At 68.7% G+C, this 17,367-nt stretch carries 17 protein-coding genes; 3 read left to right on the plus strand and 14 right to left on the minus strand.

Translation table 11 applies throughout. From position 1 onward, the window contains the following. Positions 1 to 11 precede the first annotated feature (11 nt). The 3 genes from atzF to AC1RHV_RS19205 are packed head-to-tail and all read left to right on the plus strand — an operon-like array spanning position 12 to position 6,259. Positions 12 to 1,832: an allophanate hydrolase gene (gene atzF, locus AC1RHV_RS19195; RefSeq protein ID WP_492301700.1), complete on the plus strand. Its 1,821-nt coding sequence runs from the start codon at positions 12 to 14 to the stop codon at positions 1,830 to 1,832. 42 nt (positions 1,833 to 1,874) lie between these two features. Further along, positions 1,875 to 5,507 (plus strand): urea carboxylase, encoded by a 3,633-nt coding sequence (gene uca / locus AC1RHV_RS19200; RefSeq protein ID WP_492301702.1) that lies wholly within the window; start codon positions 1,875 to 1,877, stop codon positions 5,505 to 5,507. Between the two features lie 2 nt (positions 5,508 to 5,509). Further along, positions 5,510 to 6,259, plus strand: coding sequence for a GntR family transcriptional regulator (locus tag AC1RHV_RS19205; RefSeq protein ID WP_492301704.1), 750 nt, complete (start codon positions 5,510 to 5,512; stop codon positions 6,257 to 6,259). Here AC1RHV_RS19205 and AC1RHV_RS19210 read toward each other — a convergent pair. The 14 genes from AC1RHV_RS19210 to AC1RHV_RS19275 form a co-directional block, all read right to left on the minus strand. Further along, the gene (locus AC1RHV_RS19210; protein ID WP_346546806.1) at positions 6,256 to 7,071 is read right to left on the minus strand and encodes an anti-sigma factor family protein; all 816 of its coding nucleotides are present in this window, start codon (positions 7,069 to 7,071) and stop codon (positions 6,256 to 6,258) included. The genes AC1RHV_RS19205 and AC1RHV_RS19210 overlap by 4 nt on opposite strands. 1 nt (position 7,072) lies before the next feature. After that, on the minus strand, positions 7,073 to 7,585 hold the full coding sequence (locus AC1RHV_RS19215) for an RNA polymerase sigma factor (protein ID WP_054451614.1): 513 nt from the start codon (positions 7,583 to 7,585) through the stop codon (positions 7,073 to 7,075). Positions 7,586 to 7,615: 30 nt separating this feature from the next. Further along, entirely contained in the window at positions 7,616 to 7,984 is a 369-nt protein-coding gene (locus AC1RHV_RS19220) for a COG4315 family predicted lipoprotein (RefSeq protein ID WP_054451613.1), read from the minus strand. Positions 7,985 to 8,050: 66 nt separating this feature from the next. Beyond that, the gene (locus AC1RHV_RS19225) at positions 8,051 to 8,545 is read right to left on the minus strand and encodes a GNAT family N-acetyltransferase (RefSeq protein WP_492301707.1); all 495 of its coding nucleotides are present in this window, start codon (positions 8,543 to 8,545) and stop codon (positions 8,051 to 8,053) included. 124 nt (positions 8,546 to 8,669) lie between these two features. Beyond that, entirely contained in the window at positions 8,670 to 9,713 is a 1,044-nt protein-coding gene (locus tag AC1RHV_RS19230; protein ID WP_175212483.1) for a phosphotransferase, read from the minus strand. Next, positions 9,710 to 10,933 carry an acyl-CoA dehydrogenase family protein gene (locus AC1RHV_RS19235; protein ID WP_054451611.1) on the minus strand — a complete coding sequence of 408 codons (1,224 nt, stop codon included), beginning with the start codon at positions 10,931 to 10,933 and terminating at the stop codon, positions 9,710 to 9,712. Before AC1RHV_RS19235 ends, AC1RHV_RS19230 begins: the two co-directional genes overlap by 4 nt. Before the next feature lie 14 nt (positions 10,934 to 10,947). Beyond that, a complete protein-coding gene (locus AC1RHV_RS19240) occupies positions 10,948 to 11,709 on the minus strand; it encodes an SDR family NAD(P)-dependent oxidoreductase (RefSeq protein WP_054452248.1) in 762 nt (253 codons plus the stop codon). 34 nt (positions 11,710 to 11,743) lie between these two features. Next, entirely contained in the window at positions 11,744 to 12,136 is a 393-nt protein-coding gene (locus AC1RHV_RS19245) for a RidA family protein (protein WP_119449231.1), read from the minus strand. Positions 12,137 to 12,155: 19 nt separating this feature from the next. Continuing rightward, on the minus strand, positions 12,156 to 13,028 hold the full coding sequence (locus AC1RHV_RS19250; RefSeq protein WP_492301711.1) for an alpha/beta hydrolase: 873 nt from the start codon (positions 13,026 to 13,028) through the stop codon (positions 12,156 to 12,158). A gap of 18 nt (positions 13,029 to 13,046) precedes the next feature. Further along, positions 13,047 to 13,760, minus strand: a complete 714-nt coding sequence (locus AC1RHV_RS19255; protein ID WP_054451608.1) for an ABC transporter ATP-binding protein — start codon at positions 13,758 to 13,760, stop codon at positions 13,047 to 13,049. Next, the gene (locus AC1RHV_RS19260; RefSeq protein ID WP_054451607.1) at positions 13,753 to 14,532 is read right to left on the minus strand and encodes an ABC transporter ATP-binding protein; all 780 of its coding nucleotides are present in this window, start codon (positions 14,530 to 14,532) and stop codon (positions 13,753 to 13,755) included. The genes AC1RHV_RS19255 and AC1RHV_RS19260 overlap by 8 nt, the downstream gene beginning before the upstream one ends. Further along, a complete protein-coding gene (locus tag AC1RHV_RS19265) occupies positions 14,525 to 15,541 on the minus strand; it encodes a branched-chain amino acid ABC transporter permease (RefSeq protein WP_054451606.1) in 1,017 nt (338 codons plus the stop codon). Before AC1RHV_RS19265 ends, AC1RHV_RS19260 begins: the two co-directional genes overlap by 8 nt. An 11-nt stretch (positions 15,542 to 15,552) precedes the next feature. Then, the gene (locus AC1RHV_RS19270; RefSeq protein WP_225588902.1) at positions 15,553 to 16,431 is read right to left on the minus strand and encodes a branched-chain amino acid ABC transporter permease; all 879 of its coding nucleotides are present in this window, start codon (positions 16,429 to 16,431) and stop codon (positions 15,553 to 15,555) included. Positions 16,432 to 16,457: 26 nt separating this feature from the next. Next, complete coding sequence (locus tag AC1RHV_RS19275) at positions 16,458 to 17,363, minus strand: hypothetical protein (RefSeq protein ID WP_054451604.1); 906 nt, start codon at positions 17,361 to 17,363, stop codon at positions 16,458 to 16,460. Between the last annotated feature and the right edge of the window lie 4 nt (positions 17,364 to 17,367).

A 17,367-nucleotide genomic window follows, 5' to 3' on the forward strand; every position in this document is an offset into this window, starting at 1 on the left:
AGGATTCCAGCATGAACGCCGTAGCAACGCACAAAGGCCCCGTCGCCTGGACGATCGCGCAGTGGCAGGCCGCCTATCGCAATGAGGGCGCCACGCCCGAGACCTTGTTGGCCGCCTGGGCCGAACGCGGCAACGCGCCAGACAATGCCTGGATCAAGCGCGTGGACGGCGCCATGCTGGCGCGGCAGCTCGACGCTCTGCAAGGGCTGCTGGAAGCGGCCAACGGCGACCTGACGCGGCTGCCGCTTTACGGCGTGCCGTTTGCCATCAAGGACAATATCGACGCCGCCGGCTGGCCCACCTCGGCGGCCTGCCCGGAATTCGCATACACGCCCGAGGAAGATGCGACCGTGGTCGCCCGCCTGCGCGCGGCCGGCGCCATCCTGGTGGGCAAGACCAACCTGGACCAGTTCGCCACCGGACTGGTGGGCACGCGTTCGCCGCTGGGCGCGGTGCCCAATACGTTCAATCCGGACTACGTCAGCGGCGGCTCCAGTTCGGGTTCGGCTTCCGTGGTGGCGCGCGGCCTGGCCGCTTTCTCGTTGGGCACCGACACTGCGGGCTCGGGCCGCGTGCCGGCGGGGTTCAACAACATCGTGGGCCTCAAGCCCACCAAGGGGCGGCTCAGCGCGGCAGGCGTGGTGCCGGCATGCCGCACGCAGGACTGCGTGTCGGTGTTCGCGCTGACGGTGGACGACGCCGAACTGGTAGCCGACATTGCAGCGGGTTGGGACGCGCGCGACCCCTATTCGCGCGCTCAGCCTGTAGGGAGCGGAAATCCCTGGCCGGCGCAACCCAGGCTGGCGATTCCCGCGCAGCTGGAATTTTTCGGCGATGCGCAGGCCGCGGCGGCGTTCGATCAGGCCGTGAGCGACCTGAAGGCCAGCGGCGCAACGGTCGAACCCATCGACTTCACGCCATTCAGCGAGCTGGCGGCGCTGCTGTACCAAGGGCCCTGGGTGGCCGAGCGCTTTGCCGCCGTGGAAGCGTTGTGGAAGCAGAACCCCGAGGCCATCCATCCGGTGGTGCGCGGCATCGTCGAACAGGCCGCCAACTACAGCGCGCTGGACGCGTTCAAAGCCGAGTACCGGCGCGCCGAGCTGACGGGCGACATCCATCAGACGTTGGCGGGCTTTGATGCGCTGGTGGTGCCGACTACGCCCACGATCTACACCATCGCCCAGCTCGAAGCCGATCCGGTGACGCTGAACTCGAGATTGGGGATCTACACCAACTTCACGAACCTGGCCGACCTGTCGGCGCTGGCGCTGCCGGCGGGCATGCGCGGCGACGGCCTGCCCGCGGGCATCACGCTGATCGGCATGGCTTGGCAGGACCATGCGCTGGCGCAGTTCGGACGCCAGTGGCAGGCGCGTCTGGCGCTGCCGCTGGGCGCCACCGGTGCGCCGCTGCCCGCAGCCGAGCATGCGGTCCTCCCCGCGCGTGACACGGTGCGCGTGTCGGTCGTGGGGGCGCACCTGCGCGGCATGCCGCTGAACCACCAACTGACCTCGCGCCGCGCCGTGTTCGTCGAAGCGGCGCGCACGGCCGGCGATTACCGCCTGTACGCCCTGGCCAACACCACGCCGCCCAAGCCCGGACTGGTGAAGTCCGCGAGCGGCGCGCCCATCGAGGTCGAACTCTGGGACGTACCGCTGGCCGCCTTCGGCGCCTTCGTGGCCGAGATCCCCGCGCCGCTGGGCATCGGCACGCTGGAGCTGGCGGACGGCCGCCAGGTCAAGGGATTCATCTGCGAGCCGCGCGGCCTGGAGGGCGCGCGCGACATCACGGAGTTCGGCGGCTGGCGCGCCTACCTGGCCAGCCTGGCCTGATCTCCGCTTTCGATAACCCGCAAGACACCAGGGAGTCGCACCGTGTTCGATACCGTTCTGATTGCCAACCGCGGCGAGATCGCCGTCCGCGCCATCCGCACCCTCAAGCGGCTGGGCATCCGCAGCGTGGCCGTTTACTCCGACCCGGACCGCAATGCCGCGCACGTGCGCGCGGCCGACGTGGCCGTGGCTCTGGGCGGCGAAAAGGCCGCCGACAGCTACCTGCGCATGGACCTGCTGCTGGCCGCCGCGCGCGAGCATGGCGCGCAAGCCATCTATCCCGGCTACGGCTTCCTGTCCGAAAGCGCCGAGTTCGCGCAAGCCTGCGAAGACGCGGGCATTGCGTTCGTCGGCCCTACGCCCTTGCAGATCCGCGAGTTCGGCCTGAAGCACCGTTCCCGCGAACTGGCGGCGGAGGCCGGCGTGCCGATGACGCCGGGAACGGGCCTGCTGGACAGTCTGGGCGCCGCGCTGTCGCAGGCCGAGCGCATCGGCTATCCGGTGATGCTAAAGAGCACGGCGGGAGGCGGCGGCATCGGCCTTTCGCGCTGCGACAACGAGGCCGAGCTGACTGCGGCCTTCGATAGCGTACAGCGCATGGGCGAGCACTTCTTCAGCGACGGCGGCGCCTTCATCGAGCGCTACGTCGACAATGCGCGCCATGTCGAGGTGCAGATCTTCGGCGACGGCGCCGGCCGTGTGCTGGCCCTGGGCGAGCGCGATTGCTCGGTGCAGCGCCGCAACCAGAAGGTCATCGAAGAGACGCCCGCGCCGCTTTTGCCCGCCGCCACGCGCCAGGCGCTGCACGCTGCCGCCGTGCGGCTGGGCGAGTCGGTCAACTACCGTTCCGCCGGCACCGTGGAATTCATCTACGACCCGGCGCGCGACAGCTTCTATTTCCTGGAGGTCAATACCCGCTTGCAGGTAGAGCATCCCGTGACGGAAGCCGTCACCGGGCTGGACCTGGTGGAATGCATGCTGCGCGTGGCCGCGGGCGAAGCGCTGGATTACGCCGCCATGTCGCGCGCGCCGCAAGGCGCATCCATCGAGGTGCGCCTGTATGCCGAGGATCCGCTGCGCCAGTTCCAGCCGTCGCCTGGCGTGTTGACCGACGTGTTCTTTCCAGAAGGCCTGCGGGTGGACGGCTGGGTCGCGACCGGCACCGAGGTGCCGGCGTTCTACGACCCCATGCTGGCCAAGCTGATCGTGCATGCCGGCACGCGCGAGGCCGCGCTGGACAAGCTGGCGCACGCGCTGGCCCGCACGCGCCTGCACGGCATCGCCACCAACCTGGACTATCTGCGGCAGATCGTGGATGACGCGCGTTTTCGCGCAGGCGAGCTGTCCACGCGCTTTCTTGAAACCTTTGCCTACCGGCCCGCGGCGATCGAGGTGCTGGCGGCAGGCACCTACACCAGCGTACAGGACTACCCTGGGCGGGTGGGCTACTGGGACATCGGCGTGCCGCCCTCGGGCCCGATGGACGACTATGCCTTCCGCATGGCCAACCGCATCGTCGGCAACGCGTCCGACGCAGCGGGCATCGAGGCCACGCTGGTCGGCCCGACCTTGCGCTTTCACGGCGATGCCATCGTGGCGCTGACGGGAGCGGCCTGCGCCGCCACCCTGGATGGCGAGCCCGTGCCCATGTGGACGCCGGTGGCCGTGCGTTCCGGCCAGGTGCTGGCGACCGGCCGCGCGCTGTCGGGCTGCCGCAGCTATCTGGCGGTGCGCGGCGGCCTGGACGTGCCGGTCTACCTGGGCAGCCGCTCCACCTTCGTGTTGGGCCAGTTTGGAGGGCATGCCGGCCGCACCTTGCGCGTGGGCGACATGCTGCCGCGGATCCGTCCTGAGCGGGACTGCGGTGCCACCGCACCTGTGTCCGAACCGCAGGCCGCGCCCGCCGGCTTGGTTCCGGCCTATGGCAATACCTGGCAAATCGGCGTGCTCTACGGCCCGCACGGCGCGCCGGATTTCTTCCGGCCCGAAGCCATCGAGGCCTTCTTCGCCGCGGACTGGGAAGTGCACTACAACTCCAACCGGCTGGGCGTGCGCCTGATCGGCCCCAAGCCAACTTGGGCGCGCGAGGACGGCGGCGAGGCGGGCCTGCATCCGTCCAATATCCACGATTGCGAATACGCCATCGGCAGCATCAACTTCACCGGCGACAGCCCCGTGATCCTGACGCGCGACGGCCCCAGCCTGGGCGGCTTCGTCTGCCCCGTCACCATCGCCCGCGCCGAACTGTGGAAGGTCGGGCAGGTCAAACCGGGCGACCGGATCCGCTTCGTGCGCATCGACTATCAGCAGGCGGTGGCGCTGGAGGCGGCGCAGGACCGTTGCGTGGCCGAACTGGCGGCGCCCGCGCAGCCCGCGCAAGCCTTGGCGCCCGCCGCCGTGCCGGAACCCATCGTGGCGGCGCTGCCGGCGCAGGGCGCGCGGCCTGCGGTTTCTTACCGCCAGGCGGGCGACGGCTACCTGCTGCTGGAATACGGCGACAACGTGCTGGACCTGGCGCTGCGCATGCGCATCCATCTGCTGATGGAGGCGCTCAATGCCGAGCCCGTCGCCGGCGTGATGGAGTTGTCGCCTGGCGTGCGTTCGCTGCAGATCCGCTACGACAGCCGTGTCATCCTGCAAGGCGCGTTGATCGAGCGCCTGCTGCGGATCGAGAGCGGCCTGGCCGACGTGGCCACGCTCAAGGTGCCTACCCGCGTGGTCTACCTGCCCATGGCGTTCGAGGATTCGGCCACGCTGGGCGCAGTGCAGCGCTACCTGGAAACCGTGCGCGCCAGTGCGCCGTGGCTGCCGAACAATGTGGACTTCATCCGGCGCATCAACGGCCTGGCCAGCCGCAAGCAGGTCCGCGATATCGTGTTCGACGCCAGCTATCTGATCATGGGCCTGGGCGACGTGTACCTGGGCGCGCCCTGCGCGGTGCCGATAGATCCGCGCCACCGCCTGCTGACTTCCAAGTACAACCCGGCCCGCACCTACACCGCCGAAGGCACGGTAGGCATAGGGGGGGTCTACATGTGCATCTACGGCATGGATTCGCCCGGCGGCTATCAGCTGGTCGGACGCACCTTGCCCATCTGGAACAAATTCCTGAAGAACCCTGTGTTCCAGGACGGCAAGCCTTGGTTGCTGCGCTTTTTCGACCAGGTGCGCTTCTATCCGGTGACGGAAGCCGAACTCGATGCGTTGCGCGAAGACTTCCGCGAAGGCCGGGCCACGGTCCGCATCGAGGAAGAGGTGTTCGATTTCGCGGCGCACCAGCGCTTCCTGGAGGAAGAAGCCGACAGCATCGCCGCGTTCCAGACACGCCAGAAGAGCGCCTTCGACGCCGAGGTGGCCTTGTGGAAAACAGAAGATGCCGCGGTGGAGCAAGCGGCGGCCGGACCCGAGCCCGAAGCCGAAGCGGCCTTGCGCGAAGGCGAAAGCCTGGTCAGCGCCGACATGTGCGGCAACGTCTGGAAGATCCCGGTGCAGGTGGGTCAGAGCGTATCGGCGGGGGACACGCTGGTGGTGGTCGAGGCCATGAAGATGGAGCTGTCCGTCATCGCGCCGGCGTCGGGGACCGTGGTCGCGATCCGCTGCGTGCCGGGCAAACCGGTGAACGCGGGCGACCCGCTCATCGTTCTGGCCGAAGACGCGACCTGCCCCGTGGCCTGACCATGCGCCTGGAATCCGCGCTGGCCGCTCCCGCCATCCGCCAGACGCCGGCCTTGGCCGGTTCGCTGGCCGACCAGGTCTATCAGCGGCTGAAAGCCGACCTGTTCGACTTCCGTGTGCTGCCGGGCGAGCGCTTCACCGAGGCCGAGGTGGCGGCGCGGCTGGGCGTCAGCCGCACGCCGGTGCGGCTGGGACTGGCGCGGCTGGAGCGCGAAGGCTACGTGCTGCCCCGTCCGCGCAGCGGCTGGCAGGTGCGGCCTTTCGACTTCGAACGCTTCGAGGCGCTGTATGACGTGCGCGTGGTGCTGGAGCAGGCCGCGGTGGAACGGCTGTGCGCGCGCGAGCACATGGACGAGGCAGGCATGCTGGGCGCGCTGAAGGACGTGTGGCTGGCGCCGCCGCGGCAACGCATCCTGGACGGCCGGCTGGTGGCGCAGCTGGACGAGGCCTTTCATTGTTCGTTGGTGGCAGCCGCGGGCAACCCGGAGCTGGCGCAGATCCATCGCGACGTGACCGAGAAGATACGCATCGTGCGGCGGCTGGATTTCACCAAGGACTTCCGCGTGGATGCGACCTACGACGAGCACGCGGCCATCCTGCGGGCCGTGCTGGCGCGGCGAGCCGAGGAGGCGGCGCGGATGTTGCGTTCGCATATCGGCATGAGCCGAGCGGAGGTCCGCAAGATCACGCTGCACATGCTGCACCAGGCGCGCGAGCATGCTGGCGGGCTGGGCCTCGCGTCCCCGGACTAGCCCTGCAGCTGCTGGTAGACCTCTTGCGACACGCGCAGCAGTTCCTCGCGGCTGACCGCGCCTGACAGCGCGTAGCCGAACTGTCCTTCGACCCAGTAGAACACCCGCACCGGGCCTTCCTGGGTGAATTGGAACGCGGTCTGCCCGCCCGCGGCTTCGCGGGTGACGTACAGCGTCAGGCGCTGGCCGTCGGCCGCGCCGTACATGAACAGCGCGACCGGCCCCGCACCACCCGGCAGCAGGCGGCCGCCCACCAGTTCGTAGCCGGCCTGCGATAGCGACGGCGGGCGCATGGTCGCGCCCATGCGCTTGGTCAGCCAGGTCACCAGGCCTTTTTCATTGTCGGCGCCGACCTCCACAGGCCGGCCCATGTCGGGCGCGTAGACCGCGTGGGCGATGGCGGCGCGCTGGGCATAGCCGCCCGCAATGCGTTCGGGCGCGGCGGTCGCCAGCGCGGCCTGCAGCTGGCGGGCGTCCATGGCGCCGCGCGTGATCCAGGCGGCGCTGGCGCTGATGGCGGCGATCGCCACGCCGGCGGCCAGGGCCCGCCAGGGCCAGGGGTTCGAGGGCCGCGCCAGGGGCAGGCGCAGCGGCAGCGGCTCGTCCAGCACCGGGTCCAGCATGGCGTGCAGCAGGCGCCGTTGCTCGCGCCATTCGTCGACGCGGGCCTGGTCTTGCGGATGGGAGGCCAGGAATGCTTCGACCTCGGCGCGGCGCGTGGGCGGCAACTGGCCGTCCGCATAGGCATGCAGGTCGGCTTCGGTAATCGGGGTGCCCGCGCCGGGCACCGCATGGAGGCGTTTCTCGTTCATGTCATTTCACGCGATGGAGCTTGCTGACGGTGTCGCGCGCCTGCATCAGCGCGCCCAGTTTTTCGCGGGCGCGCGACAGGCGCGACATGACCGTGCCCATCGGCACGTCCAGTATCCGGGCGGTGTCCTGATAGGACAGGTCTTCCACGCATATCAGCAACAGCACTTCCCGCTGTTCGGCGGGCAGGGCTTGCAGGCAGCGGTCCAGGTCGCGCACCTCCAGGTGGTCTGTCTGCGTGGCGCGCACCGGGGCGTCGGGCAGTTCGCCCGGGGCGGTCTGTTCGGCCCGCCGGTTGCTGGCGCGCACGCCGTCGATGAAATGGTTATGCATGATGCCGAACATCCAGGCGCGCAGCTCGCCGCGCCGCTGCCAGCGCGAATAGCGGCTCCATGCGCGCTCCAGCGTGTCCTGGACCAGGTCGTCGGCCCGGTGGGGGTCGCCCGTCAGCCCGCGGGCATAGCGCCGCAGGCTGGGGATGCAGGCCAGGATCAGGGCTTCGTCTTCGGCGCGCATGGGTTGCTGCGTGTGATGGCGGACACCGTATCAGGGCTTGGCAACGTGCCAGACTTCCTTGAAGTTGTCGCCGGTCTTGTCGCCCGCCTTGGCGTCCTTGGCATAGGTGTACAGCGGCTTGCCCTTGCTGGCCCATTGCTTGCTGCCGTCGTCGCGGGTGATGACGGTCAGGTCGCCCATGGGCTTGGCGTCGGCGCTGGCCATGACGGGCGGCCAGATCTTGGCGCACTGGTCGTTGCAGGCGCTCTTGCCGCCGGCATCCTTGTCGAAGGTGTAAAGCGTCATGCCGGCGCTGTTGACCAGCATGCCGTCCTGGGTCTTGACGGCCTGGGCCTGGGCGCCGGCCGAAAACAGGGCGGCGGCGGAGATGGCCAGGGCTGCGGCGATGTGTTTGCGCATGGTGTGCCTCGTACGTAGATAGGGAAAGTGGGAGACTGCCCCCTACAGACGCTGCCGGTCCCGGCTTTATTCCAGCCGGGCTGAAAGAAGTTGCAAAGGGTCAGCCGGCCGGACCGCGCCGGGTTCGTGACGCATTTCATATTCCAGGTCGGTTTCCTCCACGGGGATGAAGCCCAGCGCTTCATAGAGGCGCCGGGCAGGGTTGCCCTTGAGCACGCTCAGGGTGACGGGGACGCCCTCGGCGTCGGCCTCGTCCAGCACGCCCTCCAGCAGGCGGCGGCCCAGCCCGCGGCCCTGGAAGGCGGGATCGATCTGGATCTGCACGATGCGCCAGCCTGCCGGGTCCCGGCCGTGCTTGAACAGGCCGGCGGGCCGGCCGTCCAGCCAGACGATGCGGGCGTCCTCGAAACGGTAACGGATGCGGGCCAGATGGTGGTCGTCATCCAGGGGCGCGCCCGCGCGCTGCAGGTGTTCCTGCATGGTGGTCTTGCGCAGGGTGAGCAGGAAGGGCAGGTCGTCTTCGGTGGCGGGTTGCAGCGCCAGGGAGCAGGTCTGGGTCATGGATGCGGGGGAAGTGGGGGCGGCCGGCTGACGCGCCGGCGCGATTATCAGGTTATAGAGCGGTTGCGCCGCGGACGCCAGTCCGCCGCCTGGCGCTTTCAGCCCGCTCCTTGACGCCGTTGCGTCAACCCGCGCTGCCGTTGCGCGCGCACTCCCATCCCAGCTCGGCCAGCGGTTCCACCTTGGCGCCCATGGTCCGGGCGTCGTCGGCTGCGGCATTGCCGCCCGAGGCGCGCGCGGCAACCCCTTGCAGGATGGCGGCCATGCGGAAGAAGCTGTAGGCGAGATAAAAGCCCCAATCGGACACCCCCGCAAGCCCGCGCGCCCGGCAATACGCGGCCACGACTTCGTCCTCGCCGGGGATGCCCAGCGCGGCGAGGTCGGAGCCGGCCACGCCGCGCCACAGCTGCGGCGATACGCGCCAGCACATGCTGTAGTAGGCCAGGTCCGCCAGCGGGTGGCCCAGTGTCGAAAGCTCCCAGTCCAGCAGGGCCAGCGCGCGGGGTTCGGTGGGATGGAAGATCAGGTTGTCCAGCCTGAAATCGCCATGCACCAGGCGCGTTTCGTCGCTGGCGGGAATGTTGCGCGGCAGCCAGTCGATCAGCGCTTCCATGGCGGGCAGGTCGGCCGCCGGCCGGCTTTCGCGGTATTGCCGCGTCCAGCGTGATATCTGGCGCGCGTAGTAGTTGCCTGGACGGCCATAGCTTTCCAGGCCCAGGGCCGCGTAATCCAGTTGATGCAGGGCCGCGAGCACGCGGCTGGTTTCCGCGTAGATGGCGGCGCGCTCGGCCGGCGCGAGGCCCGGCAGGGCGGGGTCGACGAAGCTGCGTCCCTGCACGTAGTCCATCAGATAAAAGGGCGTGCCGAGCAGGCTGTCATCGGCGCAATAGTCCAGCATGCGCGGCACGGGCACGTCGCTGCGCTGCAGCGCCCGCATCACCTGGAATTCCCGGTCGATGGCGTGCGCCGAGGGCAGCAGCTTGCCCGCGGGCTGCTTGCGCAGCACGTACTGGCCTTTGTCCGTGGTCACGACGTAGGTCGGATTCGATTGGCCGCCGGCCAGGCGGCGCAGCGCCACTTCCTCCGCCCGTCCCGCATACCCTGCGCGCACCAGGTAGGCGGCCAGCGCGTCCTGGCCGTCGATGGCGTCCGCCGCCGCGCCCGTCACGATTGCGCCCCGGCCGCGTCCTGCGCCTGCCAACGCCAGAAGTCGTCGCCTTCGTCCATCAGGAACCGAGCCAGCACCATCTTGTGCACTTCCGAGGCACCGTCGACCAGCCGGGCCTGACGCGCGTAGCGGTAGATCCAGGCCAGCGCCGTATCGCGTGAATAGCCGCGCGCGCCGGTCAGCTGGATGGCGGTGTCTACCGCCTTGTGCAGCGTTTCGGAGACGACGATCTTCGCCATCGAGACTTCCTTGCGCGCGTAGCTGCCCTGGTCCAGGGCGACCGCGGCGCGCATCGTCAGCAGGCGGCCGATTTCGATCGCCATGGCGCATTCGCCCAGCATCCATTGCACGCCTTCGCGTTCGGCCAGCGCGGTGCCGAAGCTCTGCCGGGTCGCCACGTACTCGCGCGCGATCGCCAGCGAGCGGCGGGCCAGCCCCAGCCAGCGCATGCAATGCGTCAGCCGCGCGGGCCCCAGGCGGATCTGCGTGACCTTCAGACCGTCGCCCACGCCGAGCAGGCGGTTTTCGTCAGGAATCTCCAGTCCGTCGAATACCAGTTCGCAATGGCCGCCGTGTTCCTCCGGGCCCATGATGGGAATGCGCCGCTCGATGCGCCAGCCGGGCTGGTCCGCGTCGAACAGAAAGGCCGTCAGGCCCTTGCGCGGATCGTCCGAGGTCTTGGCCATCAGGATGAAGTGCTGCGCCACGCCGGCGCCGGTGATGAACCATTTCTTGCCATGCACCCGCCACTTGCCGTCCTGCAGAGTGGCGGTGGTGCGCATCATGGAAGGGTCGGAGCCGCTGCCGGGATGCGGTTCGGTCATGGCGAACGAGGAGCGCACCTTGCCGTCCACGATGGGTTGCAGCCAGCGCGCCTTCTGCGCCTCGGTGGCGACCTTTTCCAGCACCATCATGTTGCCGTCGTCGGGCGCCGCGCTGTTGAACACCACGGGTCCGAAGATCGACACGTTCATTTCCTCGTAGCAGGCCGCCATGCCGACGCGCGACAGGCCCTGGCCGCCGCGCTCGCGCGGCATCTGCAGGGCCCACAGACCGGCTTCGCGCGCGCGGCGGCGCAGCGGCTGCAGGACTTCCTCGCGGATGTTCTCGTGTTCGTCGTAGGAGGACGGATCCGCCTCCACCGGCAGGATGTGCGTCTCGACAAAGTCCTTGATGCGCAGGCGGTAGCTTTCGATTTCTGGCGTGAGGCTGAAGTCCATATTGCGTCCCGGAGTCAAAGCGTGGAAATGAGGTGTCCGCCGTCCACCACCAGGACCGATCCGGTCATGAAGGAAGAGGCGTCGGAAGCCAGCAGCAGCAGGGGAGCCGACAGCTCCCGCGCCTGCCCGAGCCGGCGCTGCGGCACGCGCCGGATCAGCGCCTGCCCCGCGTCGCTGGCGAAGAATTCGCGGTTCAGGTCGGTTTCTATGTAGCCTGGCGCCAGCGCATTGACGCGGATGCCGTGGCGCGCCCATTCCAGCGCCAGGGCCTGCGTCAGCTGGATCAGCGCGGCCTTGGAGGCGGCGTAGGCGGGAACCTGCTGGGCCACCCGCAGCCCCAGGATGGAAGCGATGTTGATGATGCTGCCGCCGCCGTGCGCCTGCATGTGGCGTCCGGCTGCCTGCGCCACCCGCCAGGTGCCGTTGAGGTTGACGTCGATCACGTCCATCCAGTCGGCTTCGCTGTGTTCCAGCGCAGGGCGCGCGGTGGTAATGCCGGCGTTGTTGACCAGGATGTCGATGGCGCCGCCCAGGCGCTCGGATGCGGCATCGAACAGACCCGCGACGCTGTCGGGCTGGGTCACGTCCAGCGCGATGGCGCAGGCCTGCCGGTCGGCGGCGGCCAGTTCCGCGGCCAGCTGCTCGCCGGCCTGCAGCCTGCGCCCGGCCAGCGCCACGTGCGCGCCCGCGGCGGACAGGGTGCGCGCGAACTCCGCGCCCAGTCCGCCAAAGGCGCCGGTCACCAGGGCCCGCTTGTTGCGTAGGTCCTCGAACATGCTCATCCTCCTTCCGGCGATGCCGCCGCGCGGGTCATGCAGGCTTGTACGCCGACGCTTCCACTTCGATCAGCCACTCGGGCCGCGCCAGGGCGCGCACCACGACCAGCGTCGCGGCGGGACGGGCCTCGCCCAGATAGGCCAGCCTGACGGGGCCGAGCAGCGGCAACTGGCTTTCATCCGTGATGTAGGTCACGACCTTGACCAGATCGCCCGCATTCATCCCCGCAGCCTCCAGCATGGCCTGGATGTTGCGCCAGGCGGCATGGGCCTGGGCTTCGAAGCCTTGGGCGAGCGCGCCCTCCGACGATACTCCCACCTGGCCGGCAATGTGCAGCCAGCGTCCGGGGCCTTCGGTCAGCACGCCCTGGCTGTAGGGGCCCAGCGGAGCGCAGACGCCCGCGGGATTGAGTGGTTGGCCTGCCATAGGGACTCCTCGTGAAAGATCAGGCCCGGCCCGCGCCGGGCAGCAGCAGATCGAGCGTCTTGTTGAACAGCGGATAGCTTCCGCCCGCGAAATCGGTCAGCAGATCGAAATGGTTGCGCTGCGGCACCACCAGGTTCTCCACCTCGTGGCCATGGCTGGCGCAATGCTGCGAGAAATCCCGGCTCTGGCCGCGAAAGCCCTCGGTTTCCAGCGCGCCGGCGGCGAACACCATGGGCACTTCGTACAACGCGACGCGTTGGTACAGCCCCAGGCTGCGGGCTTCGGCCGCGCTCATGTGGAGATCGCGGTTGATGGAAGTGCGCAGCAGCGGCTCCAGATCGAACAGTCCGCTCAAGCCCACGTAGCCGCGTATCCTGCCCGCCAGGGCGGGCACGAGGTCCCGGCACAGCGCGCGGGCGGCCATGTGCCCGCCGGCGGAATGGCCGGACAGCACGATGCGGCTGGCGTCGTAGCCGTGGCGCTCTCCCTGCGCGGTCAGCCAGGAGACGGCCATACAGGCTTCGTCGACGATCTCGGAGACGCTCGCGTGCGGCGCCAGCGTGTAGTTGGGCAGCGCCACCGCGACGCCGCGCGCCAGGTACTCGTCGGCGATGAACGAAAAGCCGTGCTTGTCCAGGGCGCGCCAATAGCCGCCATGGATGAAGACCAGCAGCGGTGGCGCCGGCACGTGGTCGGGAACGAACAGGTCCAGCACGCTCGAGGGCCGCTCGCCGAAGCGCAGGTCCAGGCGCGCCTCGCGCCGGCTGCGCGTGTCGGCGCTGCGGCGCGCATAGGTAAAGTAGATTTCCTCGCGTTCGGGGTGCCGGGCGCGCAGGTTGTACTGCGCTTCCTGCTCCGGATCGATCGCCTGCTCCTGGGAAGAACACGTCATCGCTTCACCTGTCTCCTGTCAGGCGCCCAGATAGGCGGCCTGTACCCGTGTATCGTCGCGCAGCGCCTGGGCGCTGCCCGAATACGCCACCCGGCCTTCCTGCAGCACGTAGCCGTAGTCCGCGGCGCTCAAGGTCAGCCTGGCGTTCTGTTCGGCGATGAACAGCGTCAGTCCTTCCTGCTTGAGCCGCCGCAGCGACAGGAAGATGTCCTTCACGACCAGGGGCGCGAGGCCCATGGACGGTTCGTCCAGCATCAGCAGGCGCGGGCTGCTCATCAGGGCCCGGCCGATCGCGACCATCTGCTGTTCGCCGCCGGACAGCGTTCCCGCAGCCTGGCGGGCGCGCTCGGACAGCCGCGGGAACAGGTCCAGGACGAAGTCGAGGTTGCGGCGGAACTCGGATTGGCGGCGTTGCTTGAGCAGTTTGTAGCCGCCCATTTCCAGGTTTTCGCTGACCGACAGCGGTGCGAAGACGCGCCGGCCTTCGGGCACCAGCACGATGCCGCGGTCGACGATGCGGTCGGCGGGTAGCGCCTCTATCGCTTCGCCCTCGAAGCGCACGCTGCCGCGCAGGGGGCGCAGCAGGCCGCTCAGGCTGCGCATGACCGTGGTCTTGCCGGCGCCGTTGGCGCCTAGCAGGCAGCCTATCTGCCCGGCGGGAATCTCCAGGCTGGTTTCCCGCAGGACGTCGCCGGCCCCATAAGAGGCGCACAGATTGGTGATTTCAAGCATCGGGCATGTCCTCCCCGAGATAGGCCTTCAGGACCAGGGGATCGACGCGCACCGCGTCGGCCTGGCCTTCGGCGATCTTGCGGCCGTAGTTCAGGACCAGGATGTCGTCGCACAGCTGCATGACGAAGCTCATGTTGTGCTCGACCAGCAGCACGGTTACCCCGCTGGCGTTCACTTCGCGTATGACCTGGGCCACCTGCGCCACTTCGGCATGCGGCACGCCCGCGACGGGTTCGTCCAGCAGCAGCAAGGTGGGATCGGCGGCCAGGGCGCGGGCGATTTCCAGGATCTTGGCCTGGCCGAAGCTCAGGTCCGCAGCCAGCACATCAGCCTGGCGGGCCAGATGCAGCTGCTCCAGCCGTTGCATCGCGATGTCGCGCATCTGCCGCTCGTCGCGGCGCTGGCGGGGCGTGCGCAGCATGCAGGCCCACAGGCCGGAGCCGAAGCGCGCATGGCAGCCCACCATGACGTTCTCCAGCACCGTCAGGTCCTTGAAGATCTGCAGGTTCTGGAAGGTCCGGGCGATGCCCAGCCTGACGCGCTGGTGCGGCGGCAGGCCCCGCACCGAGCGGCCGCGAAAGCAAACGTCGCCGTTGCCGGGCTGCAGCAGCCCCGCGACGATGTTGAACAAGGTGCTCTTGCCCGCGCCATTGGGACCGATGAGCCCCTTGATCTGCCCTTGCTTCAGATCGAAGGACAGGTCGGCAAGCGCGGCCAGTCCGCCGAAATTGATGCCCAGGTCCCGCACCGACAGGAAATCGTGATCAGCCATGGCGCACCTTTCCCTTCGTTGCCGCCACCGGGGATGCGGGCAGGCTTGCGGAACGCCGGCACAGCCGCTGCGCCAGTCCCGCCAGCCCGCCCGGGAAGAACATCAGGACCAGGATCATGCCCAGCCCGAACAGCAGCAGCTCCACGTCGTGGAAGGCGCGCAGCAGTTCGGGCGCGGCGGTGTAGACCAGCGCGCCGAACAAGGGCCCCCAGTACTTGCCCCAGCCTCCGACCGCGACCATGACCAGCAGCAGCACCGATGCGGAGAAGCTGAAGGTTTCCGGCGATGCAAACTGGTTGAAATGGACATAGAACGTACCCGCCAGGGCCGCCACCGCGGCGCAAAGCACGAACACCGCCACCTTGAGCGCATAGGTGTTGATGCCCAGGCTGGCCGCGCCGACCTCGCTGCCGGCCACGCTGATCATGGCGCGACCGATGCGCGAGCGGGTCAGGTTGAGGAAGCCCCACATCAGCAGGAGGCCCGCGGCCCAGGCCAGGTAGAAGAAGCGCCGGTCGGTATCGAAGGCATAGCCCGCGATGGTGATGGGCTCGACTCCCGACAGGCCGTTGGGGCCGCCGGTGTAGTCCACCAGTTCGACGAACAGCACCGACAGGATGGCGTTGAATCCCAGCGTTGCCATCGCCAGGTAGTGACCGCGCAGCCGCAGCACGGGCAGGGCGATCAATAGCGCCGCCGTGCTTGCGACCGCCAGCGCGGCCGGGATGGAGGCGAGTGCGGGGAGGCCGTACTTGGCCGACAAGGCGCCGCTGACATAGGCGCCCAGGCCGAAGAAGCCGGCCTGGCACATGGATATCTGCCCGCAGTAGCCCATCAGAAGGTTGAGACTGGCGATCAGCATCAGGTTGATGCTGAACGTCACCGCCAGGCCTACGGCATAGCTGTTCGGCGCCACCAGCGGAAACAGGAGGAACAGGCCCCACAGCGCCAGCAGGATGCGCAGGTCGTGGCGCGCGCCGTCCCCGGGCGGATGGATTTCGGATTTCATCGTCACCCCCTTCAGACCTTGTTGATTTCGGCTTTGCCCAGCAAGCCCTGGGGACGGTAGAACAGCACCAGCAACAGCACGATGAAGGACAGCGCGTCCTTGTATTGCGAGGAAATCAGGCCGCCTCCCAGCGCCTCGATCACGCCCAGCAGCACGCCGCCAAGCAAGGCGCCCTGCAGGCTGCCCAGCCCGCCCAGCATGGCCGCGCTGAAGCCCTTGAAGCCGAGCATGGTGCCGTGGTCATAGGAGGTGAAGGTCAGCGGCGCGATGATCACGCCCGCGATGCCGCCGGCCAGAGCCGCGAGCACGAAGGCCACCGTCACCGAGCGCCGCACGTTGATGCCGACCAACGCGGCGGCGTCTCGGTCGATGGCGGTCGCGCGCAGGGTCTTGCCCAGCAGGGTGCGTTCGAAGAAGAAATGCGTGCCCAGCATGAAGAGCAGCGCCACCCCCATCACCCAGAAGCTCTGCGGCGGAATCTGCGCGCCCGCCAGCGGCACCGGCGTGTCGCCCGAGAATGCGGGATAGCCCATCGGCGTTTTGCCCAGCCCCAGCATCACCAGGCTTTTGGTACAGATGGCCAGGCCGATGCTGAGCAGCGTCACCAGCAGGGGCGCGGGCTTTTTCAGCGGATGGATCACCAGGCGTTCGGACAGGCCGCCCGCCAAGGCCACCAGGGCCACCGCCGCCAGACAGGACAGCCAGAGCGGCAGTTCGGCGACCGCATAACAGGCGGCCGCCACCATGCCGCCCATCATGACCCATTCGCCCTGGGCGAAGTTGATGGCGTCGGTGCTCTTGAATATGACGTTGAATCCCACCGCCACGATGGCGTAGATGCTGCCGGTGGTGATGCCGGCGACCAGCAGTTGGATGATTTGCGCGGACATGTCCATGGCGAAGCCCCGGCGCCGGCTCAGTTGGGACGGCGCGAGGTGAGCGCGATGCCGGGCAGTTCGACGCCGAACTCGGCCAGGCGCCGCGTCACCGTCTCCAGGTACGACCACAGGACCTCATACTCCCGGTCTGCGGACGCAGCGCCCAGGCCCGCTTCGGCCGTCAGCGCGTTGGCACGGCTTTCGGCGCCGTCGGGCTCTGCCAGCCAGGGGCAGTGGTAGCCGCGCAGTTCGACCTCGTTCAGATAGCCCGACACGGCCTGCGCCACGGCGGCGCGGTCGGCGTCGGACCAGGCCGCGGCGCGTTCGGCCACATAGAGCCAGCCGAAGGTGGCGTGACGCTCCTTGGCCTGCACGCACTGTTCCAGGATGCGGCGCGCAACGGGTTCCCGGGCGTTCTCCAGGTAGGCCCGGAACAGTTCCAGCTCCAGGCCGTCTTCCACCGCGGCGTGCGTGGTGAAGAAGGCGTCGGCATGGCAGGCGGCATCCAGTACCTGGCGGTGCCGGCATTGGTTGAAGATGGCTTCCTGCTGCGGGCTGGGCGGGCGGTTCAGGTAGCCGCCCAGCAAGGTGGCGTAGCGGTGGAAGCACTCGATCTGCCAGGCTTCCTCGGTGTTGCGCACGGTGAGAAAGTACTTGGGGTCGGACTCGCGGCCGCTCTCCAGGCACAGGCGCACCAGCAGCGCCGGCGTTTCGCTCAAGCCGGCGTATTCCACCCAGGCGCGGCGGCTCCAGGTCAGGCGCGCCGCATCGCGGACTTGCGCGTCGAGGGCGCCTGGATCCAGGCTGGCCCAGGGAATATCGGTCTCCGGCGCCCAGCGCTGCTGCTTGCCGGTTTCGTAAAGTTCGCGGATCGAGGTGATGGACTGCTTGAGCGTCAGCGGGAAGCGGCGCTCAACGGGAATTCTGGTCGTGGCTGCGTTCATGTCG

It is taken from the genome of Achromobacter sp. GW823-FHT04E03, from assembly GCF_058796095.1.

Bases quoted from the DNA above. Each gene is read 5' to 3' on its own strand.
- AC1RHV_RS19260 (WP_054451607.1), bottom strand. From the start codon at position 14,532: ATGGCTGATCACGATTTCCTGTCGGTGCGGGACCTGGGCATCAATTTC.
- AC1RHV_RS19205 (WP_492301704.1), top strand. From the start codon at position 5,510: ATGCGCCTGGAATCCGCGCTGGCCGCTCCCGCCATCCGCCAGACGCCG.
- AC1RHV_RS19210 (WP_346546806.1), bottom strand. From the start codon at position 7,071: ATGAACGAGAAACGCCTCCATGCGGTGCCCGGCGCGGGCACCCCGATT.
- AC1RHV_RS19270 (WP_225588902.1), bottom strand. From the start codon at position 16,431: ATGTCCGCGCAAATCATCCAACTGCTGGTCGCCGGCATCACCACCGGC.
- AC1RHV_RS19275 (WP_054451604.1), bottom strand. From the start codon at position 17,363: ATGAACGCAGCCACGACCAGAATTCCCGTTGAGCGCCGCTTCCCGCTG.
- AC1RHV_RS19255 (WP_054451608.1), bottom strand. From the start codon at position 13,760: ATGCTTGAAATCACCAATCTGTGCGCCTCTTATGGGGCCGGCGACGTC.
- AC1RHV_RS19250 (WP_492301711.1), bottom strand. From the start codon at position 13,028: ATGACGTGTTCTTCCCAGGAGCAGGCGATCGATCCGGAGCAGGAAGCG.
- atzF (WP_492301700.1), top strand. From the start codon at position 12: ATGAACGCCGTAGCAACGCACAAAGGCCCCGTCGCCTGGACGATCGCG.
- AC1RHV_RS19215 (WP_054451614.1), bottom strand. From the start codon at position 7,585: ATGCGCGCCGAAGACGAAGCCCTGATCCTGGCCTGCATCCCCAGCCTG.
- AC1RHV_RS19245 (WP_119449231.1), bottom strand. From the start codon at position 12,136: ATGGCAGGCCAACCACTCAATCCCGCGGGCGTCTGCGCTCCGCTGGGC.
- AC1RHV_RS19265 (WP_054451606.1), bottom strand. From the start codon at position 15,541: ATGAAATCCGAAATCCATCCGCCCGGGGACGGCGCGCGCCACGACCTG.
- AC1RHV_RS19240 (WP_054452248.1), bottom strand. From the start codon at position 11,709: ATGTTCGAGGACCTACGCAACAAGCGGGCCCTGGTGACCGGCGCCTTT.
- AC1RHV_RS19220 (WP_054451613.1), bottom strand. From the start codon at position 7,984: ATGCGCAAACACATCGCCGCAGCCCTGGCCATCTCCGCCGCCGCCCTG.
- AC1RHV_RS19225 (WP_492301707.1), bottom strand. From the start codon at position 8,545: ATGACCCAGACCTGCTCCCTGGCGCTGCAACCCGCCACCGAAGACGAC.
- AC1RHV_RS19235 (WP_054451611.1), bottom strand. From the start codon at position 10,933: ATGGACTTCAGCCTCACGCCAGAAATCGAAAGCTACCGCCTGCGCATC.